This window comes from Streptomyces sp. NBC_00876, assembly GCF_045207435.1.
In the GTDB taxonomy this organism is placed as follows: Bacteria; Actinomycetota; Actinomycetes; order Streptomycetales; family Streptomycetaceae; genus Streptomyces.
This window is the reverse complement of record NZ_CP108800.1, coordinates 2,268,615-2,294,404: the sequence shown is the minus strand read 5'-3', so window position 1 is coordinate 2,294,404 and position 25,790 is coordinate 2,268,615. Positions and strand designations below refer to the sequence as shown.

General features: G+C 71.8%; 12 protein-coding genes. All 12 read left to right on the top strand.

Going from position 1 to position 25,790, the window contains the following annotated elements; all coding sequences use genetic code 11:
• Positions 1–14: 14 nt before the first annotated feature.
• The 12 genes from OG782_RS10060 to pulA all read left to right on the top strand — a co-directional run bounded on the left by OG782_RS10060 (position 15) and on the right by pulA (position 25,635).
• A complete protein-coding gene (locus tag OG782_RS10060) occupies positions 15–1,031 on the top strand; it encodes a carbohydrate ABC transporter permease (protein ID WP_406449447.1) in 1,017 nt (338 codons plus the stop codon).
• Positions 1,025–1,906, top strand: coding sequence for a sugar ABC transporter permease (locus OG782_RS10055; RefSeq protein ID WP_406458967.1), 882 nt, complete (start codon positions 1,025–1,027; stop codon positions 1,904–1,906). Before OG782_RS10060 ends, OG782_RS10055 begins: the two co-directional genes overlap by 7 nt.
• Before the next feature lie 108 nt (positions 1,907–2,014).
• The gene (locus OG782_RS10050) at positions 2,015–3,691 is read left to right on the top strand and encodes a glycoside hydrolase family 13 protein (protein ID WP_406449445.1); all 1,677 of its coding nucleotides are present in this window, start codon (positions 2,015–2,017) and stop codon (positions 3,689–3,691) included.
• Positions 3,676–4,734 (top strand): LacI family DNA-binding transcriptional regulator, encoded by a 1,059-nt coding sequence (locus OG782_RS10045; protein ID WP_406449443.1) that lies wholly within the window; start codon positions 3,676–3,678, stop codon positions 4,732–4,734. Before OG782_RS10050 ends, OG782_RS10045 begins: the two co-directional genes overlap by 16 nt.
• Positions 4,735–4,909: 175 nt before the next feature.
• Entirely contained in the window at positions 4,910–5,425 is a 516-nt protein-coding gene (grpE, locus tag OG782_RS10040) for a nucleotide exchange factor GrpE (protein WP_406449441.1), read from the top strand.
• Positions 5,426–5,476: 51 nt separating this feature from the next.
• Positions 5,477–7,051, top strand: coding sequence for an Hsp70 family protein (locus tag OG782_RS10035; protein ID WP_406449439.1), 1,575 nt, complete (start codon positions 5,477–5,479; stop codon positions 7,049–7,051).
• Positions 7,052–7,074: 23 nt separating this feature from the next.
• Positions 7,075–9,744 carry a hypothetical protein gene (locus tag OG782_RS10030; protein WP_406449437.1) on the top strand — a complete coding sequence of 890 codons (2,670 nt, stop codon included), beginning with the start codon at positions 7,075–7,077 and terminating at the stop codon, positions 9,742–9,744.
• Positions 9,732–10,832 (top strand): hypothetical protein, encoded by a 1,101-nt coding sequence (locus tag OG782_RS10025; protein ID WP_406449435.1) that lies wholly within the window; start codon positions 9,732–9,734, stop codon positions 10,830–10,832. Before OG782_RS10030 ends, OG782_RS10025 begins: the two co-directional genes overlap by 13 nt.
• A 77-nt stretch (positions 10,833–10,909) precedes the next feature.
• Positions 10,910–13,363 (top strand): hypothetical protein, encoded by a 2,454-nt coding sequence (locus tag OG782_RS10020; RefSeq protein WP_406449433.1) that lies wholly within the window; start codon positions 10,910–10,912, stop codon positions 13,361–13,363.
• A 143-nt stretch (positions 13,364–13,506) separates the two neighbouring features.
• Positions 13,507–18,057 carry a CHAT domain-containing protein gene (locus tag OG782_RS10015; RefSeq protein WP_406449431.1) on the top strand — a complete coding sequence of 1,517 codons (4,551 nt, stop codon included), beginning with the start codon at positions 13,507–13,509 and terminating at the stop codon, positions 18,055–18,057.
• 419 nt (positions 18,058–18,476) lie between these two features.
• Positions 18,477–20,198, top strand: coding sequence for a carbohydrate-binding module family 20 domain-containing protein (locus tag OG782_RS10010; RefSeq protein WP_406449429.1), 1,722 nt, complete (start codon positions 18,477–18,479; stop codon positions 20,196–20,198).
• Between the two features lie 112 nt (positions 20,199–20,310).
• Positions 20,311–25,635 carry a pullulanase-type alpha-1,6-glucosidase gene (gene pulA / locus OG782_RS10005; RefSeq protein ID WP_406449427.1) on the top strand — a complete coding sequence of 1,775 codons (5,325 nt, stop codon included), beginning with the start codon at positions 20,311–20,313 and terminating at the stop codon, positions 25,633–25,635.
• The last annotated feature ends 155 nt before the right edge of the window (positions 25,636–25,790 follow it).

The following is a 25,790-nucleotide window of genomic DNA, read 5'->3' as shown; positions in this document are numbered from 1 at the left end:
AGGCAGGCCGACTGATGGCTGTCCACACCAGCCAGTCGGTGGCGAAGGCCGCGGGCGACGACGTCGCCCGCGGCCGGAGCCGCGGTACTGGTAACCCTCCGCCCCCCAGCAGGCTCCGGCGGGCCCTGTCGACGCACTGGTACGCCTGGACGATGGTGGCACCGGTCGTCGTCGTGATCGGCGTGATCATCGGGTATCCGCTGGTCCGCGGCATCTACCTGTCGCTGACCGACGCCAACGAGCGCAACGTCGCGCGGTCCATCGGTGTCAACCACAGCCCCGCCACGTACGAGTTCGTGGGCCTGGACAACTACACCGACGCGCTCACCGGCGACCAGTTCCTCGGCACGCTCGGGTGGACCCTGGTGTGGACGGTCTCCTGCGTGGCCATCACCTTCGCCCTCGGCATGGCGCTCGCCAACATCCTCAACCGCAGGATCGCCGGGCGCTCCGCCTACCGGATGGCACTCATCCTGCCCTGGGCCATCCCGGGCTTCGTCTCCGTCTTCGCCTGGCGCTTCCTCTACAACGAGGACCGCGGGCTGCTCAACAAGATCCTCTCCGGCGGCGGCTTCGACGGCATCGCCTGGCTCGACGACCCCACCTGGGCGAAGATCTCCGTCATCGCCGTCAATGTGTGGCTCGGGGTGCCGTTCATGATGGTCGCCCTCCTCGGCGGCCTCCAGTCCATCCCCAGCGAGCACTACGAGGCCGCGGAGATGGACGGCGCCACCGCCTGGCAGCGCTTCCGCCACATCACGCTGCCCGGACTGCGGCCGGTCTCCACGACCGTGATCCTGCTCTCCACCATCTGGACCTTCAACATGTTCCCGGTGATCTTCCTGCTGACCCGCGGGGGACCCGGCGACGCCACCCAGATCCTGGTGACGCAGGCGTACAAGTTCTCCTTCGAGATCAGCCCGCGCGACTACGCGCAGTCCTCCACATGGGGCGTGCTGATCCTCGTGCTCCTGCTGCTCTTCGCCGCCGTGTACCGGCGAGTCCTCCGCACTCAGGGAGACGACTGGTGACCACCGCACCCACCCACGCCGCGCGGCGCTCCGCGCCCAAGGTCCGGCTGCGCGGCGAGCGTTCGCCGCTGGCCTCCACGGCGCTGCACCTGACGCTGATCGTCGCGTCCGTGATCGCGGTCTTCCCCGTGCTCTGGGTCCTGCTCACCTCGCTGAAGCCCGCCGCGTTCGCGACCACCACGGACTTCTTCAAAGAGACGACCTTCGAGAACTACACGAACCTGCTCCAGAACACGAAGTTCCTGACCTGGTTCGGCAACTCGGTGGTCGTCGCGGGCCTCACGACCCTGATCGGCGTGATCGTCTCCGCCTCCACCGGCTACGCCGTCAGCCGCTTCCGCTTCCCCGGCAAGCGCGGACTGATGTGGACGCTGCTGATCACCCAGATGTTCCCGGTCGCCGTCCTCATCGTGCCGATCTACAACATCATGGCCGGGATGGGGCTGCTCAATAAGCCGGCCGGTCTCGTCATCACCTACCTCACCATCTCGGTGCCGTTCTGCGCCTGGATGATGAAGGGCTTCTTCGACACCATCCCGCGCGAGATCGACGAGTCCGGCCAGGTCGACGGCCTCACCCCGTTCGGCACGTTCTGGCGGCTCATCCTGCCGCTCGCCAAGCCGGGCCTCGCCGTCACCGCGTTCTACTCCTTCATCACCGCCTGGGGCGAGGTCGCGTACGCCTCCGCCTTCATGGTCGGCGAGGACAACCTCACCCTCGCGGGCGGACTCCAGCTGTTCGTCAACCAGTACGGGGCCCAGTGGGGTCCGATGACCGCCGCGTCCGTGCTGATCGCGATACCCGCGGCCCTGGTCTTCCTGTTCGCGCAGAAGCACCTGGTCACCGGCATGTCCGCCGGAGCCGTCAAGGGCTGAACGCCGGCAACAGCACGGCCGTACGACCCGCACGCACCAAGTCACGGTGGCGCCGGCATCCCGACCCGGTCCCGGCGCCACTCCCCACCCAGACACCCCAGGGACGACATGACCCAGCACCTCGCTGCCCCCTCCACCGGCACGTCCGACGACGCCCCGGGCCACCGCACCGGCTGGTGGCAGGACGCGGTGATCTACCAGGTCTATCCGCGCAGCTTCGCCGACGGCAACGGCGACGGCATGGGCGATCTCGCAGGCGTACGCAGCAGACTCCCGTACCTCAAGGACCTCGGCGTCGACGCGGTCTGGCTCAGCCCCTTCTACGCCTCCCCGCAGGCCGACGCGGGCTACGACGTCGCCGACTACCGGGCCATCGACCCGATGTTCGGCAGCCTGCTGGACGCCGACGCGCTGATCCGCGACGCCCATGACCTGGGCCTGCGGATCATCGTCGACCTGGTGCCCAACCACTCCTCCGACCAGCACGAGTGGTTCAAGCGCGCGCTCGCCGAGGGCCCCGGCTCCGCACTGCGCGACCGCTACCACTTCCGCGCCGGCAAGGGCGCCGACGGCGAACTCCCGCCCAACGACTGGGAGTCCATCTTCGGCGGACCGGCCTGGACCCGGACCACCGACCCGGACGGCACGCCCGGCGACTGGTACCTCCACCTCTTCGCACCCGAGCAGCCCGACTTCAACTGGGAGCACCCGGCCGTCGCCGACGAGTTCCGCTCGATCCTGCGCTTCTGGCTCGACATGGGCGTCGACGGCTTCCGGGTCGACGTCGCGCACGGCCTCGTCAAGGCCGAGGGGCTGCCCGACCTGGGCGCGCACGACCAGCTGAAGCTGCTCGGAAACGATGTCATGCCGTTCTTCGACCAGGACGGTGTGCACGAGATCTACCGCAGCTGGCGCACCATCCTGGATGAGTACCCCGGCGACCGGATCGCGGTGGCCGAGGCCTGGACGCCCACCGTCGAGCGCACCGCCAACTACGTGCGCCCCGACGAGATGCACCAGGCCTTCAACTTCCAGTACCTGTCGACCGCCTGGGACGCCGCCGCACTGCGCGACGTCATCGACACCTCGCTGAACGCGATGCGCCCGGTCGGCGCCCCCACCACCTGGGTGCTCTCCAACCACGACGTCACCCGGCACGCCACCCGGTTCGCCAACCCGGCCGGCCTCGGCACCCAGATCCGCACCGCGGGTGACCGCGAGCTGGGTCTGCGCCGGGCCCGCGCGGCCAGCCTGCTGATGCTGGCGCTGCCCGGTTCCGCGTACGTCTACCAGGGCGAGGAGCTCGGCCTGCCCGACGTCACCGACCTGCCCGACGAGGCCCGCCAGGACCCGTCGTTCTTCCGGGCCGAGGGCCAGGACGGCTTCCGCGACGGCTGCCGGGTGCCGATCCCGTGGACCCGCGAAGGCAGCTCGTACGGCTTCGGCGAGGGCGGCAGCTGGCTGCCGCAGCCCGCCGGCTGGGGCGAGCTGAGCATCGAGGCCCAGACCGGTGTGGCCGGCTCCACCCTGGAGCTGTACCGGGCCGCGCTCGCCGCCCGCCGGGTGCACCCGGGGCTCGGCGCCGGGACCGCGGTGGAGTGGCTGGACGGCCCCGAGGGCGTACTGGTCCTCGCCCGCCCCGGCTTCGTCTGCACCGTCAACACGACCGGTGCGCCCGTCCGCATCCCCGTGCGCGGCAGCATCCTGCTGTCCAGCACCCCGGTCGCCACCGACGGCGCCGAGATCGAGCTGCCGGCCGACACCACGGTGTGGTGGACGGTGTGACCGTCCCCCCGCCCAGGGCCGGCAGCGCACTGAGGCTCTCGGACATCGCCGGGCAGGCCTCGGTCAGCGAAGCGACCGTCAGCCGGGTGCTCAACGGCAAGCCGGGCGTCGCGGACACCACGCGTCAGCGGGTGCTCGCGGCGCTCGACATCCTGGGCTACGAACGCCCGGTACGGCTGCGCCGGCGCAGCGCCGGGCTGATCGGACTGGTGACGCCCGAGCTCACCAACCCGATCTTCCCGGCGTTCGCGCAGTCGGTCGAACAGGTCCTGGCGGGCCATGGCTACACCCCGGTGCTCTGCACCCAGCTGCCCGGCGGCGCCACGGAGGACGAGCTCGTCGAGCAGCTCGTCGAACGTGGCGTCGGCGGCATCGTGTTCCTCTCCGGACTGCACGCCGACACCTCGGCCGACCCGGCGCGCTATGCCGCGCTCACCGACCGCGGCGTGCCGTTCGTGCTGATCAACGGCTACAACGAGCGGATCAGCGCCCCGTTCGTCTCGCCCGACGACAACGCCGCCGTGCGGATGGCCGTGGGGCACCTGGCCGAACTCGGCCACCGCCGGGTCGGCCTGGCGATCGGACCGCAGCGCTATGTGCCCTCCCGCCGCAAGCGGGACGGCTTCGTGGACGCGGCGGTCTCCCTGCTGGGGCTGGACCGCGATGATGCCGAACTCCTCGTGTGCTCCACGCTGTTCAGCGTCGAGGGCGGCCAGGTGGCGGCCGACACGCTGCTCGACCGGGGGTGCACGGGGATCGTCTGCGGCAGCGACCTGATGGCGCTGGGCGTGGTGCGCGCCGCCCGGGGCCGCGGGCTCGACGTGCCGCGCGACGTGTCCGTGGTCGGCTTCGACGACTCGCAGCTGATCGCGTTCACCGACCCGCCGCTGACCACGGTGCGCCAGCCCGTGCAGGCGATGGCGGCGGCCGCGGTGGGCGCGCTGCTGGAGGAGATCGGCGGCAGTCCCGTACAGCGCACGGAGTACGTCTTCCAGCCGGAACTGGTGGTACGGGGCTCGACCGCGGCGCTCCGCAGCGCCTGAACGGGCGGGGAACGGGGCCGGGTCCGGAGGGGGGACCCGCCCGCCCGGCCGCCCGGCCGCCCGTCCGGCCTGTCGGCAGGAGACCGGCGGCGGACACCGAAATGCGTGACCCTGCCATCCGGCCGCACTCCAGCAGCTACGCTCGTAGTCACCTTTCGGTGGGATGGGGGTAGCGATGTCCGAGGCATCAGCCGAAGCGGTCGCAGCCGAGACGGACGGTGAACTGCCCGAGCTGGCACAGGAGTTCGTCGCCGCGCTTGCTCGGGAGCAGGAGCTCGCCCAACTGCGTGAGGGCGTCATCGAGCGCCTGCACACGGAAGTGGAACAGCTGCGCCGCGGGGAGGTCGAGCACGCCCTCGACGTCGTACGCCGGCCGCTGATCCGCCTGCACGACCAGATCCAGCGGCAGGCGGAGCTGGTCGATGCCCCCCTGAGCGTCGAGGATCTGCGCACCCTGCTGCGGGCGCTCGCGGACGAGACCGCGGACGCTCTGGCGGCCACCGGCGTCGACCGGTACGCGGCCCAGGTGGGCGAGGCGTACGACTCCCGGCGGCACCGCCCGGTCGGGCGCATCCCCGCCGCGTCGCCGGAGCAGGACCGCACGGTCGGCAGAGCCGTCTCGGCGGGCTTCGAGCAGGGCGACCGGGTGGTGCGCAAGTCCGAAGTTCTCGTCACGCACTGGACGCCCTGACGGGCCGGCCTCCGACCGTTCCAGCTGTCCGCCCCAGGTGAGGATCCGCATATGGCCGTCTACGGAATCGATCTCGGCACGACCTACTCCTGCGTCGCCTGTGTCGACGATGTCGGCCGGCCCACGGTGCTGCGAAACCTGGAGGGTTCGGACACCACTCCCTCCGTGGTGTATTTCGAGAGCGAGGACCAGACCGTCGTCGGCCAGAGCGCCAAGGACGCCGCGGTGCTGGACCCGGAGAACGTCGTCCAGCTGATCAAGCGGGACATGGGGGAGTCCGTGGTACGCACATTCCACGGCAGGCCCTTCACGCCCGAGGAGATCTCCGCGCGCATCGTGCGCAAACTCGCCGACGACGCCCGGGTCAGCGGTGGCGCCGAGGTCCGGGACGTGGTCATCACCGTGCCGGCCTACTTCGGACTCGCGGAGCGGGACGCCACGCGCAAGGCGGGGGAGATCGCCGGCCTGCGTGTGCTGGACATCGTCGCGGAGCCCATCGCCGCCGCGCTCGACTACGGGGCACTCGACGCCACCACGGGGGGCGACCGGACCGTCCTCGTCTACGACCTGGGCGGCGGCACCTTCGACACCACCGTGCTCACGCTGCGCGGCACGGACCTGAAGGTCCTGTGCACCGACGGCGCCAAGGAGCTCGGCGGATCCGACTTCGACGACCGCGTCGTGATGCACCTGGTGGAGTCCTTCCGGGCCAAGTTCCCCGATGCCGAGGACCCGTTGGCGGACCAGCACTCCGAGACCCAGTTACGCCGGGACGCCGAGGAGGCGAAGAAGGCCCTCTCCTTCCGCTCGAACTACACCGTCCGCGTCATGCACCAGGGCCTGGTCACCGAGGTCGAGCTGACCCGCGAGCTGCTGGAGGAGCTCACCTCCGACCTGCTCGACCGGACCGTCGAGATCACCCGGCGCACCCTCGCCGTCGCCGGTGAACGCGGGGTCGCACACTTCGACGAGGTGCTGCTGGTCGGCGGAGCGTCCAAGATGCCCGCCGTGGCACAACGGCTGCGGGACGCGTTCGGCTTCGAACCCCAGCTGCACAACCCCGATCTGACGGTGGCCCGCGGCGCCGCGCTGTACGCCCTCGACCGCGCCCTGTACGCCATCAGCTCCGGCGAGCTCAGTGCCGCCGAGGCCCCTGACGTTCCCGACACCGGCCGGATCACGCGGCAGGCGTACAAGGTCTCGACCGTCGCCTCGCGCGGCTACGGCATCCGCGTGCTCGACACCGAGACCGACCGCTCCTACGTCACCCACCTCGTCCACGCGAACGACAGCCTGCCGGCCGCGGTGAACGAGGACTTCTACACCGTCTCGGCCAACCAGCGCCGGGTACACATCCAGGTGATGGAACAGGCGGGCGCCGTCGAGTCCGAGCAGCTCGACCACAACACCGTGGTCGCCGAGGGAAACCTGGACATCCCGCCGGGCAAACCAGCCCGGTGGCCGTTCGCCTGCGAGTTCTCGCTCAACAGCTCGGGTCTGCTCGAAGTGGTCGCCACGGAACGCGAGACGGGTGAACGCCTCCATCTGTCCGTGCAGATCGGCGGCATGACCCAGAACGACGTGGACGAGGCCCGCGTCGCCCTGGGCCACGAGCAGATCTCCTGACGGCTGCCGGACGCGGCCGGATCATGGCATTCGACGAACCGAGCTATCGGCGCGAGGTGCTCGACGCGGGCCTGCCGGTCCAGGAGGACCTGCGGCTCCGCTATCAGCTCCCGCAGCAGTTGTCCGCCCCGGCAGTCGTCGAGACGGTGCAGGCGGTGCGGGCGTGCTGGCGGCGCCAGCGCACCAGGCTGACCTACCGGGCGGTGATCGAGGAGCTGGAATCGGGCCATCTCGTCCACCAGGCGCTGTTCGAGGCGGCGCAGGGCGGTGATCTGGCCCCCCTGCACGCCGCCCTCGCCGAGCAGAGCCGGCGCACCGCCGCCGCGACGGGGCAGCTGGCCGCGGCCCTCACCGAGGCCGCGGAGGGACTCGGGCTGATCACCGACGGGACGCGGCGGCAGGCCTGCATCGTCCACGGGGCGGACGCGGCACGTGTGGACACCGCCCTGGCCACCCTGTCCATCGTCGTGGCCGCCCCCGACCCGCTGCCCCGCGACCTGCCGCACCCCGCCTACGCCCGCTGCGCACGACACCTCGCCGTGCTGCGCCTGCGTCATCTCGCCGACTTCCTCACCGCGAAAGGACCCGGTGAGCGCCTGACCGATCCGGTACGGCCCTTCACCGGGCCCGGTCCCACGGAGAGTGAACTGGAGGCAGCCGCCCTGCGCTGGGGGCGCCTGCCGCACAGCGCCGCCCACACGGCGGCACAGGCCGTCGTCGCCGCCGCGCGCAAGGTGCTCGGCGACGCGGGTCCCGAGGGCTTGCGAGCAGTCCTGCTCCACGAGCTGGCCGAGCCGCTGCGGGCGCGGCGTGCGGCCCGTGCGGGGGCGCGCAGCCTGCTCGGGTACGCCACCGGCGAGCTGTCGGTGGCGCCGCCGGAGGCCCGCAGGCTGGTCTTCGCCGTGCTGCACGAGCAGGCCGCCGATCCGGTCACCACCCGGCTGCGCTCACTCGTCGCCGACGGGCTGCTCTCCGAGGCTGCGGCCGTCCTCGACCGGCTCCCCCCGGAGGCTCTGCCGCAGGAGGCGGCGGCGCTGGCCGCACAGGTGCGCGACACGCTGGCCGAGGCCTGGCAGCTGAGCACCCACGCCTCCATTCGCTCCGTCGACGCGCCCGATCTCGCCTGGACGCTGCTGGACCAGGCCGAGGCCATGGTCAGGGACCTGCACCGGATCGACGAGGTGCGGCGCTCGCTCACCGTGCGGCCGGTCCCGCGGGTGACGGCGGCAGCGGACCCCGGGGGTGTGCTGGTCGTCTGGGAGCCCACCCCGTCGACCGCGGGTATCCCGCAGTACGTGGTGGTGCGCAGAGTGGGGCGCGCACCACGCTTCGCGACGGACGGGGTGCCGCTGGCAGCCCCGGCCGAGGGCGGGTGCCGCCTGGTGGACACCGACGCCCCGGTGAACGTGGCCGTCCACTACGGTGTCGCGGTCCGGCGCGCGGCCGAGGCGGACGGTCCGCTGTCGGACCTCGCCGTCTGCGGCCCGTTGCGGTACCGGCCGGAGGTCCGGGCGGCTGTGACGGAGGCGGAGGACGGTGTGGTGACGGCCCGATGGCAGCTGCCCGCCGAGGCCGAGTCCGTGCGGGTCACCCGGTGGTCCGGCCCCGGGCGGGACCGGACCGTGGCCGCCCGGCGGAACGGATTCACCGACCGGGGGCTGCCCAACGGCGTCGCGTACCGCTACCTGGTCCAGGCGCTCTACCGCGAGGACGACGGCACGGAGTCGGCGTCCGAGGGCGTGTGGCTGACCGCGACCCCGTTCGGCCCGCCCGAGCCGGTCATGGACCTCGCCATCGTTCCCGTACCCGAGGAACGGTCGCTGTTCGAGGCCCGGTTCGCGCCGACGCAGGGCGAGGTGCGGCTCTACGCCTTCGACGGCCCGCCGCCGTGGGCGGTGGGCCGGCGCCTGCGCCCCCCGGAGCTCGATGCCCAGGGCGTCAGGATCAGGACCCGTCCCTTCAGCGGCGGTCTGCGCTTCCGGCCGACGCGGCACAGCAGCGTCGTCCTGGCGGCCACCGTCGCCGGCGACCGGGCCGTGGCCGGTGCCCGCGAGCTGGTGGTGGCGATCCCGGAGCTGAACGAGGTGACGGCGGCCCGGGGTCCGGGCGAGGCCGTGGTCACCTTCGGCTGGCCGCCGGACGGACCGAGCGAGGTGGAGCTGGCCTGGACCGCCGCCGACGGCGCTCCGCGCCGGCACGTGGTCACCCGCCTCGGCTATCTGCGCCGGGGCGGGGCCCGCTTCCCGGTCCCCGACGGTGCGGCCGTCGAGATCGACGTGCGCCCGGTCGGCAGGGTGCGGGGCCTGCGCGCGGTGGGCGCACCGCTGCGGGTGCGACTGCCCGCGCGGATCGAGATCGGCTACACGCTCACCCGCCGAGGGCTGCCGGGACGGCCGTCGGTGCGGGCGGTCTTCACGTCAGCCGTCCCGGTACGTGTGCCGGGACTCCTGCTGATCGGCTCGCAGGGCCCTTCCTGGCCGCTCGCCGCCGGCGACGGCGAAGTGCTCGCCGAACTCGGTGCCGTGGAACTGGGGCCCGGCAGCCGGGCCGTACTCGCGGCCCGGCTGCCACGGGGGCACACCCCCTGGCTGCGCTGCTTCGCCGTCGGCGAGGAGGCCGTCCTCGTCGATCCCCCGACGGGCCGGCTGCGGATCGCGGCCGGACGGGCGGAGCGCAGCCGATGGCCTTCCTGAACCGCGGCGCGGACAGCTGGGTCTGCCCGGTGTGCCTGCGGCGGATCACACGAGCCGACATCGCCTTCCGATGCGTCCGCGGGCGCTGCGGCGGCGGCCGGCGCCTGTCCGCCGCCGATCCGCTTCTGCCGGCCGCGCTCTGCGACTCCTGCGGCCGTACGACCTCACGGCCCCACTGCGGGCGGTGCGACGAGCGGCTGCCCGAGGGCTATCTGCGGGACCGCAGCCGCGTCGTGGTCCTCGCCGGCCCGGCGGGCAGCGGACGCAGCACCTTCACCGCCGTCGCGCTGAACGAGCTGCGGCACCGCCTCGGTGAGGAACTGGGCATGTCGTTGCTGCCCTGCGACGACCGTACGGCCACGGATGTGCGGCGGCTGTACGAGCAGCCGCTCTACGAGGACGCGCGCCTGCTGCCCGCGGCCCATCCGCCCGGGAGCCCACGCCCGCTCGTACACCGCCTGAGCCGTCGCACGGGCCGGCGGGAGCGGGCCCTGACGTTCGTGCTGCTGGACACGTCCGACCGGCAGTTCGCGGCCGGGGAGCCGGCCGAGGGCGAGCTGCGGATGCTGGCCGGGGCGGACGCCGTCGTGCTTCTGCTCGACCCACGGGATCTGCCCGGCGCCGTGCCCCGGCCGGCCGGGCGGGCACCGACGGCGGGCTCCGCACAGGTGGTGGACCGCGTGCTCGACCGGTTGCGGACGGCCGGATCCGGATCCCTGGACCGTGGCCGGATCGGCATTCCGGTCGCCGTCGCGGTGGCGAAACTCGATCTGGTCACCCCGCAGCTGCCGCCCAACTCGCCGTTGCACCGGGTGCGTTCCCCCGGTCCCGGGTTCGATGCAGTCGACCGTTCGGCGGTGGACACGGAACTGCGGGCACTGCTGGCGCTGTGGCAGAGCGACGGCATCGACCAGCGGCTGCGTGAAGCCTGCGCGGACTGTCAGCTCTTCGCCTTCTCGGCGTTGGGCGTCGCACCGCGCGGTGACGCGGTACCGCCCGGCGGACCGAGACCGCACCGGGTCGAGGACCCGCTGCTGTGGCTGCTGCACCGTTTCGGCCTTCTCGATCGCGCAGGGCGCGGACGGTGAGGAGGCCCCGGCTGCCGAGGCACGTACGCGAGACAGCGGAGAGGCTGCGTCCGGGGGCCCGGAAGGTGCGCGGGTGGGTGGAGTTCGCCCTCGGGGTCCTGCTGATGCCTTTCGTCGCCTTCGCAGGCGTCATCGCGCTGCTCTCCGTCTCAGCCGTGGGCTTCGCGCTCTACTACGCCTGCGCCGTACTGCCCCGCCTGATCTGGCGTCATTTCCGTGCCGTGTGGCGGCTGTCCGAAGACCGTCCGCCCGACGACGCGGCGGTCACCGGTCGCGAACCGGTCAGGGGCCCGTATCTGCACCGGGCCGGCCCACGGGTGTTCCGGGCGCTGTGGCAGGACGCACGGGAGGCCTACGCTCGGGAGGCGACGAGCGCGCTCACGCGCGACTACGAACTGTTCGTGGTCAAGGACCGCCCCCGCAGACGCATCGAGGTCATCGGAGATCAGTGCTTCGGCCTCCTCGGATGCGCCTACCGGGGCTGCTGGACCCTGGCGGTCATCTCGGCCACGGCGGTTCTGTTCGGGGCGGCGCTCCTGCTCCATCTCCTGGTCTGGGCCGCGCTGATGGCCGGCTTCCGGCTGTTCTGCGCAGCCCTCCGGGTGGCCGACCGGGCCGGCCACCGGCTGACCGGCACCGCCACCGTCTGCCCGCACTCCGGCTGCGGGCGGTTCGTGGCCCTGCCCGTCAGGCTCTGTCCCGGCTGCGGCGCACAGCACCGACGGCTGGAACCCGACCGCAACGGCGCCCTGCACCGCATCTGCCGCTGCGGAACCAGGCTGCCCGCAGCCATCGCGTCCGGCGCACGGCGGCTGGACGCCCGGTGCCCGCACTGCTCCCGTCCGATGCTGCGGGGCGAGCGCCGGACCCGTCTGGTCCTCATCGCGGGGCCGTCCGGTTCCGGCCGCAGTGTTCTCGTCCGCAGCGGGCTCGCTCAACTGGCCCGGCGGGTACGGTCACTGGGCGGAAGCGCCGGCGGCGGGGTGCCGGGTGCCGCCGCGACCGGCCTGTTCGGGCTGCGCGGCGGGAGCCGCTCCCTCGTCCTGCTCGATCCGCCGGGGCCCGCCTTCGCCGCGCAGTCGGAGCTCGACACACTGGACGCTCTGCGCCACGCCCACGGCCTGGTCCTGGTGCTCGACGGACCCGCGCTCACCGCTGTACGGCGGGCGTCGACCACCGAGGACCGGGAGCGGATCTCTTCGGTGCCGCGGGCCGCGCAGGACCCCGTCGACACCGCCGAACGCGTGCTGCGCAACGTCGCGTCCCTTCCCGCCGGCCGCCGCCCGCGACGGATCGCCGTCGTCCTGACGAAGACCGCCGCGCTCCGCCGCACCTCGGCCGGAGCCGGGCTCGCGGACGGCGACGACGCCATCCGGCAGTGGCTGGTGACCGCGGGGGCCGGAAACCTGGTCCGTGTGGTGGAGGACTCCGCCGTCCCCGTACGCTTTCTGGCCGACGAGGCGGGAGCGGACGGGGAGACGGATCTCGGCGGACTGCTGCTGTGGACGGCAGGCGTCCCGGCGGCTCCCCGGCGCCGCCGGGTCATCCCGCCACTGCGCGTGCCGCGGCCGGTCCGCGGGCACCGCCCCGCGGCGGCCCGGACCGGACGCGCACGCTACACGCTGCTGCTCTCCCACTTCGCCGGCTTCGTGGCCCTCCCGTTGATGCTGGTCCTGCTCCAGACCGCGGCCCTCCCGTCCACAGCGCTCTTCGGACTGCCCGGCGCCTACGACCGCTGGGCCGATCCGCTGCCCGGATTCACCCACGACCGTGACCTGACGGAGTATCACCGGGGCGTTCCGTGGCCCAGGTTCAAAGCGAGCTACTCGGCCTACGGCACGACGCCGGCCGGACCGCGGACGGGGATCTTCGGCTTCTGGTCGACGGTCGGCAGCCCCAGCTCGGGCGAGCGGGATGCGTCGGACTGGCTCGAGGTCGACTTCGGCTTCCCGGTCTACATCTCACGGGTCGAGTTGGCGCTCGCCGGCGCGGCCCCGCAGGAGCTGGAGATCCGTACGCCGAACGCCGCGGGCGGGTGGACGGCGCGGACCGTCGAGCACGACGTCACCAGCATCGGCGCAGAGGTCAACCAGGACGAGATCGCTGTCGGGGTGACCACGTCGGCGATCAGGATCGTCGTCCCCGGAATCAACGAGCCCGGAGGCGTGGACGTCGGCACGCTGCGCGTCTGGTCGCCCTCCAGCCGACTGCTCCGGCTGCGCCCCAGCGGGTCCGGCCTGCTGCTCACCAGCACGGTGAACCGGGCGGTGAGTGTCGAGGTCCGCCCGCCGGTGCTGCCACCCGGCTGGCGGGCCGCATCCACCGGGGCTCCGCCGCGCCGGGTCCCTGCGGGGGCGACCGTCTCCGCCGGCCTGCGCCTGACCGCCGGAGCCGACGCGCAATCCGGTCCGGCGCGGTATGCGGTGCGCATCACCGAGGACGGACACACGGCCACGGCCGTCTGCGTGGCGTGGCTGACGAAGGCGGCCTCGGGGCCACGCGTGCAGCCGGTCGTCTGCGACAGCGGCTGACCACCGGCAGCGCGGGCACAATCGGCAGCCGGAGCCCCCGTTGGCTCATCTGCCACCCTCCGCCCTGAGCACGCCGAGCCCTCGATCCCGAACACGGCCGGAAAATAACTCCTCTGAGGGGCCGTCAGAATATGATATGTGCCATGTCCGACGACGAGTTGGCCGAGTTGGCAGGCCGGGTGGCGGCCCGGATCAGCGAGGCCGAGCAGACACAGGACCTCGGAACGCTGTTGGGCGAGGACGCCGGAACCGACGCGCTGAGACTGCTCGCCGGGGCGGCGCCGGCACCCGAACTGGAGGTCCGCTTCGGACCCGTCCTGCTCGTCTGCTGGACGTACTGGTACCGCGCGAGCGCCGGTGACCGCAATCCGGCTGCCGACGAGGAGGGGCTGCTCGCCCTCGCCCTGCGCAACCTCCTTCGTCCACTGCTGCCCGATCCGGCCGTGCTGCCCGGTCTGCCGCCGGAGATGGAGGAGTTCGAGGCCGACGCGCTCATACGCCTGTCAGGTTTCGCCTGCATCATGGGATCCGCCTGCGGCAGGCTGGCCCTGCGGACGATGGAGCGCGGCGGCGCGACCGAGGCCACGGCGCTGTTCGATCAGGCGCTCGCCTGGCTGCTCGACGCGTTTGTCGTCATGCCCCCCGACCACGAGGGCTTCGGTGACGTCTCCATGGCACTCGTCGCCGTACGCATGCAGCGCTTCGAGGCGCTGGCCGAGCCCGATTCGCTCACGGCCGCGGCACGGACCGCGGCCAGGGCGTGCGTCCTGGTGCCGCCCGGTCATCCCCGCCAGGGCCACCTGCTGCCGCTCCTGCTCGATGTGGTCGTCCATGCCGCGATGCTGCTCGGCGAGCCGGCGCCGGACCGGATCGAGGCACTGCTGAGCACCTGCGGCATCACACCGCTGCCCGAAACGGCCGAACGCGTCGAGCAGTTGAGGGAACTGTGGCGTGCTGCCCACCACGACCCCGCGGAGTTGCACGCCGGGACCGGCCTGCTGCTCGGCGCGTCGGCCTTCGAGAGCGGCGAACTGCCCACCCTGGCCTGTGCGGCCGTCCGGGTGCGGGCCGCGCTCGCCACGCTGACGCCGGACCACCCTGCCCGCGGGATGCTGGCCGCGACGCTGCACGACGTCCTCGGCCGGCTCGGGCAGGACGCCGGGGAGGCTCCCGGGCCCGCCGTGCAGGTGCCGTTGCGGATCGAGGCGGCTGTCCTGCGGTACTTCGGCCTTCAGCGCCAGGAGGAGGAGGGTCACCGGGCCGGTGAGATGAACGCGCTGCTCAACCGGATCCTGGATCTGGCCCAGGAGCTGGCCCACGGCCACGGCCTGCCCGGCCTGCCGGCCGACCTGCGGGCTGCCGTCGCCTTCGCGGACTGCCTCGTCGAACCGGCCGCCGCACAGGACCCCACGGATCAGCCGCTGGAACGGATCGGCCGGTACCGCCGGGCATTCGACGCGCTCGCACCGGACGACGTGACACGCCCCGTGTACGGGGTGGTCCTGGCGGCCTCGGCCCGGCGTTGTGCCGAGGCCATGGCGGAGAACTCCCCGCAGACAGCCGATGAGCTGGGCGCGCTCGCCACCGCGGTCACCGCGGATACGGCGGCCTGCGCACCGGCCGGCTTCGAACCCCTCTCCTGGCTCCGGGCCGGGCAGGTCAGCGAGGCGGCAGTGGGTGCGCTGTGCACACTCACGGGACCGGTGTGGTCCTCGGAGACGGAGCACGCGCTGGACGTCATGGGCTGCGAGGCCCTGCGCGAACTGGCCGGGTTCCTCACGGACGCCGCGGCGTGGATGAGGCAGGAGATCGGGGGCGACCTTGCGGGAATCAGAGCGATGGCCAACCTCGTGGGCCCGGACGGCGGCGAGCAGCCCGGCCTGGACTCGATGGTCCAGAACCTCCGGATCGCCCTTGACCGCATGGGCTGGGACGAGGACCTGCGCGATGCCGGGGGCGACCTGCTGAGCGCGGCCCTGGGCGCGGGCAACCTGGGCGACGTGGACACGAGCACCCTCATGGAGGCGGTCGGGCTGCTGCGGCAGGTGTACGAGCGGTCGGAACGGCCCTCCGCGGCGGTGGCCACCCGGCTGCGCGAACTGCTCACGCTGCTGGGCCTGGTGACCAGCGATCCGGACCTCATCATGGAGGCGGCGGTAGTCCAGGAGGACATGGCCGATTCCGGGCAGGTCGATGAGCGGGCGAGCGCCGAGGAATCCTTCCGGGCCACCCACTTCACGGTGCTGAACGGCCTCGTCGGCTATGTCCTCACCCATGACCGGGACCAGCTGGAGCGCGCCCGGCAGCTCCTGCCCCACCTCGTCGAGCTGGGCGAACGGGCCGACGCCTGGCAGGAACCCGGTGCGGGCGAGCAGCGTATCCACGCCGAGAGTCTGGCGGATCTGATCGGCTTGGTCGGCCCCGGCGGCGGGCCCGCGACCGGCACCACGGACGAGGAGGTCGAGCGGTGCCGCCGGACCTTCTCCGCGGCTCCTGCGGGGCAGCGCCGGGGGTTCGCCGGAATGACACTGATCAGGGCGCTGCTCCAGCGCTTCATGACCCTGCGCGCCAGCGGCTCGGACCATGCCACCGGGCTCGTCGACGAGGCCGACACCGTCATCGGGACGATCACGGACGACCTGGACGCGAACATGATCGCGACGATGCGGCTGCTGACGGCCCTGCACCGCATCGAACCCGGCGACCCGATCGACCTCGGGCATCTCCTGCCCGTGCCCGAGGCGGGCCGGGAACGCTCCGGGACGATATCCGGCATGCTGGAGGAGGTGATGTCCCTCCTGCTGGGCTCCATGCGTACCGAGGACCGGCTGGAGCGGAACATCGACACGCTGCGCAGTCCGCTCCACTCGGTCTGGTTACGTGCCCACGCCGGCATCGCCGCCGCGGTGAGGTGCGCCGACACCGTCACGTCCGACGTCGATCGCGCCCTGTCGCTCGGAGTGGAGACCGTGGGTCTGCTGGAGCAGGTGACCGACCGGGGCGGTCCGCAGCCCGCCGCCGAGCACGGCCTGCTCGGTTTCGACGGCGACGTGCGCACACTCACCGCGATGATCGCGCTCAATCTCCTGCACCAGCGCAATACATCTCACCTGGAAGCAATGGGAGAGCGACTGCGGGCGGCAATGGAGCGCGCCGGCCGCGGCGGCGTGGGCGGGGGCGAGAGCAGGGGCGACGACGACGGTGAGGGCAGGGGCGACGACGACGGTGAGGGCAGGGGCCACGCCGGCGACGACGGCGGGAGCCACGGCGGCGACGCCCTCATGCCGGACCTCCCGGCCGTGGGACCGATCCGTGCCGTCCGTGGCCCCCGGATCGAGGCGGCCGTCGCTCTGCACGAGCGCGGCCGCGGTCTCCTGCTCGCCCGCCGGCTGGAGTCCCGTACCGACCTCGGCGCACTCGCCGAGGCGCATCCCGGCCTCGCCTCCCGGTTCACACAGCTGACCGGGCAGTTGGAGGAGGGCGCCGGCAGCGGCTCCGGCCGGGCCCGGCTGGCGGGGCGACGGGCCTCGGCGGAACTGGACCGGCTCATCGAGCGGATCCGGACGGAATCAGGGTTCGGGGACTTCCTGGGAGCACTCCCGCCGGACCGCCTGCGCGAGCTCACGGCCGAGGGACCGGTCGTCGTTCTCAACCACGCGCGCGGACTGTCGTGCATCGCCTTCGTCGTCACCCCCGAAGGGGCGACGGCGCTTCATCTCGATGCCATGGCGCAGGAAGTCACCGACGCGGCCGAGCAGTTCGGCGCGGCGATCGAGTCGGTCTACGCGCGCGGCGGCCGGCGGCCGTCACCGTCCCAGCTGATCGAGGCCCGGGACACGATCCACCGCCTGCTCGGATGGACCTGGCACGCCGTGGTGGAACCCGTACTCGACCAACTGCGTCGCGACGGGTCCGTGGAGCCCGGCGCCGGTCCGCCCCGGATCTGGTGGGTGCCGACCGGGCCGTTCACGGCGCTCCCGCTGCACGCGGCCCAGTGCCTTTCCGGGGACTGCGAGAACGGTCGCTGCGGCAGCGCGCTCGACACGGTGGTGTCCTCCTACATCCCGGGATTCCAGACCCTGGCCCACGCGCGTTCCCGGGCCGCCAGGCGGCAGGGCTCCGGGGCGGAGCATGCGCTGATCGTCGCGGAATCGGACGATGTGCTGCCGGGCTCCGTGGCCGCCGCCCATCTCACGGCGGACGCGCTCACCCACCCGAAGCTGCTCATCGCGCAGGACGCCACCCGCACGGACGTCCTCGCCGCCCTGGAGAGCTCGCAGTGGGTGCAGTTCGGCTGTCACGCCCACAGTTCGCCCGAGGAACCGACGGGCAGCTGGATTCAGCTGCCGGCCGGGGAGGCGCTGTCGGTGCTCGACATCTGCCGGATCCGGCCCGAGTCCGCCCGGCTCGCCGTGCTCACCGCCTGCGGCACGGCGCGTACCTCGACACGGCTCACCGATGAGGCCGTGCAGGTGTCCAGTGCGTTTCTGCTGGCCGGATATCCGGAGGCCGTCGGCACCCTGTGGGAGGTGGAGAGCACCCGGATCGGGGCGTTCCTGCGCGCCTTCTACGGCAGGGCGCCTGCCGACGGGCCGACGGCCGCCCACGCGGTCCACCACGCGGTCAGGGAGCTGCGGGACCTCGCGCCGAACCGGCCGTACGAGTGGGCCGCGTACATCCACGCGGGGGCCTGAGCCTTGCCCCGTCCCTGATTCCGTCCGTCCCACGGTCCAGGAGAGGCACCGGGAGTCGACCCTGATGGGCCGGCGGGGAGTGGTGACTCCAGGTGCCTCTCTTGTCCGTGACCGGCCCGGCCGGCCGGGCGCGTGGGGCCCGTGGTGACGGGACCCCCGGCCGACCGGACCGGAGTCGGGAGAAACGTAACAGTGCTGCAATGTCTTGCGTAAGACCTTGCAGGAAGAAAACTGCGGTATTTCGTGGATGTGAGCAGGTCATGTCCAAAGGGTTGACCGGAACCTGACGGACTCGTACGGTCTCCCCGCAGCAAGGTTTGCATTCTTGCAGCAAGAACCTTCAGGAGCCTTGAGGGCAGGGCGCGTTGCCGTATGAGGCTGCACCTCACCCCGCATTTCCCCCACAGCAGGAGGAAACAATGGCCAGCAGGCCTCTGTCTGCCGCGGTCGCCCTGATAGCGGGCGCCGCCGCCCTCGTGGTCCCCGCCACGAACGCGCAGGCTTCCGCCCCGGGCACCAAGGACGTCACCGCAGTTCTCTTCGAGTGGAAGTTCGACTCCGTCGCCAAGGCGTGCACCGACTCCCTCGGCCCGGCCGGCTACGGCTTCGTACAGGTCTCCCCGCCCCAGGAGCACATCCAGGGCGGGCAGTGGTGGACCTCGTACCAGCCGGTCAGTTACAAGATCGCCGGACGGCTCGGCGACCGCACCTCCTTCGCCAACATGGTCAGCACCTGCCACAGCGCGGGCGTCAAGGTCGTGGCCGACTCGGTCATCAACCACATGTCGGCCGGTTCCGGCACGGGCACGGGCGGGTCCTCGTACAGCAAGTACGACTACCCCGGCCTGTACTCGGTCAACGACATGAACGACTGCCAGTCGAACATCAGCAACTACGGCGACCGGGCCAACGTCCAGAACTGCGAACTGGTGGGCCTGGCCGACCTGGACACCGGTGAGGACTACGTACGCGGCAAGATCGCCGGGTACCTCAACGACCTCCTCTCGCTCGGCGTCGACGGCTTCCGCATCGACGCGGCCAAGCACATGCCCGCCGCCGACCTCGCCAACATCAAGTCCCGGCTGAGCAACCCCGGCGTCTACTGGAAGCAGGAGGCGATCTACGGAGCCGGTGAGGCCGTCTCGCCCGACGAGTACGCGGGCACCGGCGACGTCCAGGAGTTCCGCTACGCCCGCAGCCTCAAGCAGGTCTTCAACAACGAGAACCTCGCCAACCTGAAGAACTTCGGCGAGGGCTGGGGCTTCATGTCCTCGTCCAAGGCCGCGGTGTTCGTCGACAACCACGACACCGAGCGCAACGGTGAGACGCTGAACTACAAGGACGGCGCCAACTACACGCTCGCCAGCGTGTTCATGCTGGCCTGGCCCTATGGCTCGCCCGACGTCCACTCCGGCTACGAGTGGTCCGACAAGGACGCCGGTCCGCCCAGCGGCGGCACGGTGAACGCCTGCTACAGCGACGGCTGGAAGTGCCAGCACGCCTGGCGCGAGATCGCCTCCATGGTCGGCTTCCGCAACACCGCGCGCGGCGAGGCGGTCACCAACTGGTGGGACAACGGCGGTGACCAGATCGCCTTCGGCCGCGGCTCCAAGGCGTACGTCGCGATCAACCACGAGGGCTCCTCACTGACGCGTACGTTCCAGACCTCGCTGCCCGCCGGCGACTACTGCGACATCCAGTCCGGCAACGGCGTCACGGTCAACGGCTCCGGCCAGTTCACCGCCACGCTCGGCGCCAACACGGCCCTCGCGCTCCAGACCGGCGCCCGCACCTGCACCGGTGGCGGCACCGGCCCGACGGACCCGACCGATCCCGGCACGGGCACGTCCGGCGCCTCCTTCGGCGTCAACGCCACCACCCAGCCCGGCCAGAACATCTACGTCACCGGCAACCAGTCCGCCCTCGGCAACTGGGACCCCGCCGCCGCGCCGAAGCTGGACCCGGCCACGTACCCCGTGTGGAAGCTCGATGTGAGCCTGCCCGCCGGTACGTCGTTCGAGTACAAGTACGTCCGCAAGGACGCGAGCGGCAACGTCACCTGGGAGAGCGGCGCCAACCGCACGGCCACGGTGCCGACCTCCGGCAAGGTCACGCTGACCGCGGATGTCTGGCGGAGCTGAGGTCTCTCCGTGAGCGGCGCGGTCTCCGGCCGCGCCGTGTCCTCAATCGCCGGACGGGCTGAATCCCGCCCGTCCGGCACCGTACCCGCACACCCCTTCGAGGAGAGCCCGAGTGATACGTCCGTCCCCGCGCGTGCCCGCGAGAAGAACGGCCGTCGCCGTCGTCGCGGCCGCCCTGTGCGCGGCCCTCGTGCCCGCGCTGCCCGCAGCAGCGGCCCGGCCGCCCGCCGCGCCGTCGGACGCGAAGCTGGCGGCTCAGCCCGCCCGCCACGACCTGACCCGCGAGCAGTTCTACTTCGTCATGCCCGACCGCTTCGCCAACGGCGACACCGGCAACGACCGGGGCGGGCTGACCGGTTCGCGGCTGGAGACCGGGTACGACCCCACGGACAAGGGGTTCTACCAGGGCGGCGACCTCAAGGGGATGACCGAGCGGCTCGACTACATCAAGGGGCTCGGCACCACCGCCATCTGGCTCGCCCCGATCTTCAGGAACCGCCCCGTTCAGGGAACCGGCAAGGACGCCTCGGCCGGCTACCACGGTTACTGGATCACCGACTTCACCCAGGTCGACCCGCACTTCGGGACCAACGCCGACCTGACGAAGCTGATCGAACAGGCCCACCGCAAGGGCATGAAGGTCTTCTTCGACGTCATCACCAACCACACCGCCGACACCGTCGACTACGCCGAGAAGACCTACGGCTACAAGCCCAAGGGCGCCTACCCCTACCTCGACCGCAACGGCCGGCCCTTCGACGACGCCGCGGGCATGGCGAAGACGGACGCGGACTCCTTCCCGTACAAGCCGGTCACCACTGGCGGCAAGACGCCGTCCTGGCTCAACGACCCGACGATGTACCACAACCGCGGTGACTCGACCTATGCCGGCGAGTCCACCACGTACGGCGACTTCTCCGGCCTCGACGACCTGTGGACCGAGCGTCCCGAGGTCGTCTCCGGCATGGAGAAGATCTACGAGAAGTGGGTCCGCGACTTCGACATCGACGGCTTCCGCATCGACACCGTCAAACACGTCGACCTGGACTTCTGGACCCAGTGGGCGACCGCGCTCGACGCCTACGCGGCCAAGCACGGGCGCAAGGACTTCTTCATGTTCGGCGAGGTCTACTCCGCCGACACGGCGATCACCTCGCCCTACGTCACCCAGGGGCGGCTGGACGCGACGCTCGACTTCCCCTTCCAGGAAGCGGCCCGCCAGTACGCCTCGCAGGGCGCCCCGGCCTCCAAGCTCGCCGCCGTCTTCGGTGACGACTACCGGTACACCACCGACAAGGCCAACGCCTACGAGCAGGTGACCTTCCTCGGCAACCACGACATGGGCCGCATCGGCACCTTCCTCAAGCAGGACAACCCGAAGGCCGATGACGCGGAGCTGGTCAAGCGCGCCGGGCTCGCCAACGAGCTGATGTTCCTCAGCCGCGGCAACCCCGTCGTCTACTACGGTGACGAGCAGGGCTTCACCGGCGCCGGCGGCGACAAGGACGCCCGCCAGACGATGTTCGCCTCGAAGACCGCGGACTACCTCGACGACGACGAGCTGGGCACCGAGCGCACGCACGCCTCCGACGCGTACGACACAAGTCACCCGCTCTACCGGTCCATCGCCGCGCTCTCCGAGCTGACCGCGAAGAACCCGGCGCTGCGCGACGGCGTCCAGACCGAACGGTACGCCGAGGGCTCCGTCTACGCCTTCTCCCGTACGGACCCCGAGCACAGCAACGAGTACGTCGTCGCCACCAACAACGGCACCGCGGCGAAGACCGTCGAGCTGTCCACCGAGTCCGCCGGGATGGACTTCCTTACGCTGTACGGCGGTTCAGGCTCGGTCCGCAGCGGCGCCGACAAGAAGATCACCGTCACCGTGCCGGCGCTGTCCAGCATCGTGCTGCGCGCCGCGAAGCCGCTGACCGCCCCCGCGGACAGGCCCTCCATCACGCTGAAGGCACCGGCCGCCGGCGCCACCGGAACGGTCGAGCTCACCGCGGACGTCGACGGCGGCTCCCTCAACCGGGTCGTGTTCGCCGCCCAGACCGGCAACGGCACGTGGGCCACCCTCGGCACCGCCGACCACGCCCCGTACAAGGTCACCCAGACCATCAAGAACACGACCGCCGCCGGAACACCCCTGCGCTACAAGGCCGTTGTCGTCGACCGCACCGGGCGCACCGCGAGCGCGCTCGCCGCCTCGGCCGCCGGACAGGCGCCCGCCCCGGCGAAGCCCGTCGCCGTCGAACGCGACTACGCCGTCGTCCACTACAAGCGCGCCGACGGCGACTACGACGGATGGCAGGCCAGGTCCGGCGACACCACCGCCGCCTTCACCGGACGGGACGCCTACGGCGCCTTCGCCTGGTTCAAGGTGCCGGAGGGCGCATCCGCAGTCCCGTACACCGTCGAGAAGTCCGGTACGGCGGACGGGCCGGAGCGCACCGTCGACCTCGCGAGGACCGGACAGGTCTGGATCGAGCAGGGCAAGGACGGCCAGGCCGACACCGCCCCCGACGGCGCCTACCCGGCCCAGGACACCACAAAGGCCGTCCTGCACTACTACCGCGCCGACGGCGACTACGACGGCTGGGGGCTGCACACCTGGACCGGCGCCAAGGAGCCGACCGACTGGTCCAAGCCGCTCCAGCCGGTGAAGAAGGACGCCTCCGGCCTCACCTTCGAGGTCCCGCTCGCCGACGGGGCCACCACCCTCAGCTACATCCTGCACCGCGGCGACGAGAAGGACCTGCCCAGCGACCAGTCGCTCGACCTGGCCACCTACGGTCACGAGGTGTGGATGCTCGGCGGCACGGCCGGCTATCTGCTGCCGCAGACCGGCGGCGTGCCCACCCCCGACCTCACCAAGGCCGAGGCGCAGTGGATCGACTCCGACACCGTCGTCTGGAAGGTGAAGGCCACCGGGGCCACCAGCCAGCAGCTCGTGTACGCGTCGAGCGGCGGCATCTCCGTCGTCGACGGCGCCCTCTCCGACGAGGGCCAGTGGCTGCGGCTCAACCAGTCCGCGCTGAGTGACGCGCAGAAGGCGAAGTACCCGCACCTCAAGGACTACCCGGCCTTCACCGTCGACGCCCGTGACCGGGACAGGGTCCGCGAGGCCCTGCGCGGCCAGCTGATCGCCACCCAGCGCGCGGCCAACGGCGCCCTGCTCGCCGCCACCGGCGTACAGAGCGCCGGCGTGCTAGACGACCTCTACGGCGAGAGGGCGAGCAGCGCCTCGCTCGGCCCCGTCTTCCGGCACGGCACGCCCACCCTGTCCGTCTGGGCCCCCACCGCCCGCACCGTCTCGCTCGAACTCGACGGCAGGACCGTCCCGATGCGGCGCGACGACCGCACCGGCGTCTGGTCGGTCACCGGGAACAGGAGCTGGAACGGCAAGCCCTACCGGTACGTGGTGAACGTCTGGGCGCCCACCGTCCAGAAGCTCGTCACCAACAAGGTCACCGACCCCTACTCCACCGCGCTGACCACCGACTCCGCCCGCAGCCTCGTGGTCGACCTCGACGACGGCAGGCTCGCGCCCAAGGGCTGGAGCGCACTGGCCAAGCCCGCGGCCGTGCCGCTGCGCGACGCGCAGATCCAGGAACTCCAGATCCGCGACTTCTCGATCGCGGACCCCACCTCCAAGCACCCCGGTGAGTACCTCGCCTTCACCGACACCCGCTCGGACGGGATGAAGCACCTCAAGGAACTCGCCGGTTCCGGCACCGACTACGTCCACCTGCTGCCCGCCTTCGACATCGGCACCATCCCCGAGAAGAGGAAGGACCAGCAGAAGCCGGCCTGCGAACTGTCCGTCTACGCCCCCGACTCCGAGGAGCAGCAGGCCTGCGTGGCGAAGGCCGCCGCGAAGGACGCGTTCAACTGGGGCTACGACCCGCTGCACTACACCGTCCCCGAGGGCTCCTACGCCTCCGACCCCGACGGCACCAAGCGCACGGTCGAGTTCCGGCAGATGGTGCAGGGTCTCAACGGCGCCGGTCTGCGGACCGTCATGGACGTCGTCTACAACCACACCGTCGCCTCCGGCCAGGACGACAAGTCCGTCCTCGACCGGATCGTGCCCGGCTACTACCAGCGGCTGCTGGAGGACGGCACCGTCGCCACCTCCACCTGCTGCGCCAACACCGCGCCCGAGAACACCATGATGGGCAAGCTCGTCGTCGACTCGGTCGTCACCTGGGCCAAGGAGTACAAGGTCGACGGCTTCCGCTTCGACCTGATGGGCCACCACCCCAAGGCCAACATCCTGGCCGTCCGCAAGGCCCTCGACGCGCTGACCGTGGCCAGGGACGGCGTCGACGGAAAGAAGATCATCCTGTACGGGGAGGGCTGGAACTTCGGTGAGATCGCCGACGACGCCCGCTTCGTCCAGGCCACCCAGAAGAACATGGCCGGCACCGGCATCGCCACCTTCTCCGACCGGGCCCGCGACGCGGTACGCGGCGGCTCCCCGTTCGACGAGGACCCCGGCGTGCAGGGCTTCGCCACCGGCCTCTACACCGACCCCAACACCTCCGCCGCGAACGGCACCGAGGCCGAGCAGAAGGCCCGGCTGCTCCACTACCAGGACCTGATCAAGGTCGGACTCACCGGCAACCTCGCCGGCTACACCTTCACCGACACCACCGGCGCCACGGTCAAGGGCTCGGGCGTCGACTACAACGGAGCCCCCGCCGGATACGCCGCCGCCCCCGGCGACGCCCTCGCCTACTCCGACGCCCACGACAACGAGACGCTGTACGACGCCCTCGCCTTCAAGCTCCCGGCAGGCACCTCGGCGGCCGACCGGGCCCGCATGCAGGTCCTGGCCATGGCGACGGCCACCCTCTCCCAGGGCCCCTCGCTCTCCCAGGCCGGCACCGACCTGCTGCGCTCCAAGTCGCTGGACCGCAACTCCTTCGACAGCGGCGACTGGTTCAACGCCCTGCACTGGGACTGCCGCGCGGGCAACGGCTTCGGCCGCGGACTTCCTCCGGCCGCCGACAACAAGGCCAAGTGGTCCTACGCGAAGCCGCTGTTGGCCAATGCGGCGATCAGTCCCGGCTGCGCACAGATCAACGGCGCCTCGGCCGCGTACCAGGACCTGCTCACCATCCGGTCCACGGAGAAGGACTTCGGCCTCTCCACCGCCGGACAGGTGCAGTCCGCGCTCTCCTTCCCGCTCTCCGGCAAGGACGAGACCCCCGGCGTGATCACCATGAGGCTCGGCACACTGGTGGTCGTCCTCAACGCCGCCCCCGGCGCCACCACCCAGAAGGTCGCCGCCCTGGCAGACAAGGACTACGCGCTGCACCCCGTCCAGGCGGCGGGCGCGGATTCTATCGTCAAGCAGTCGACGTACGAGCGGAGTTCGGGCAGCTTCACCGTTCCGGGGCGCACGGTGGCGGTGTTCTCGCTGCGCTGACCTACCGTATGGGCAGCCGCCGGGGAGAGCCGCACCACCACCCTCCCGGGCGCACCCTCCCACTCCACTCCGGCCGGTCCCGGCCCCCTCCCCGTGCGCAGCCGGCGTCGATTCGCCCGCCGGCCGCGCACGGGGCACGGGGGCCGGGGCCGGCC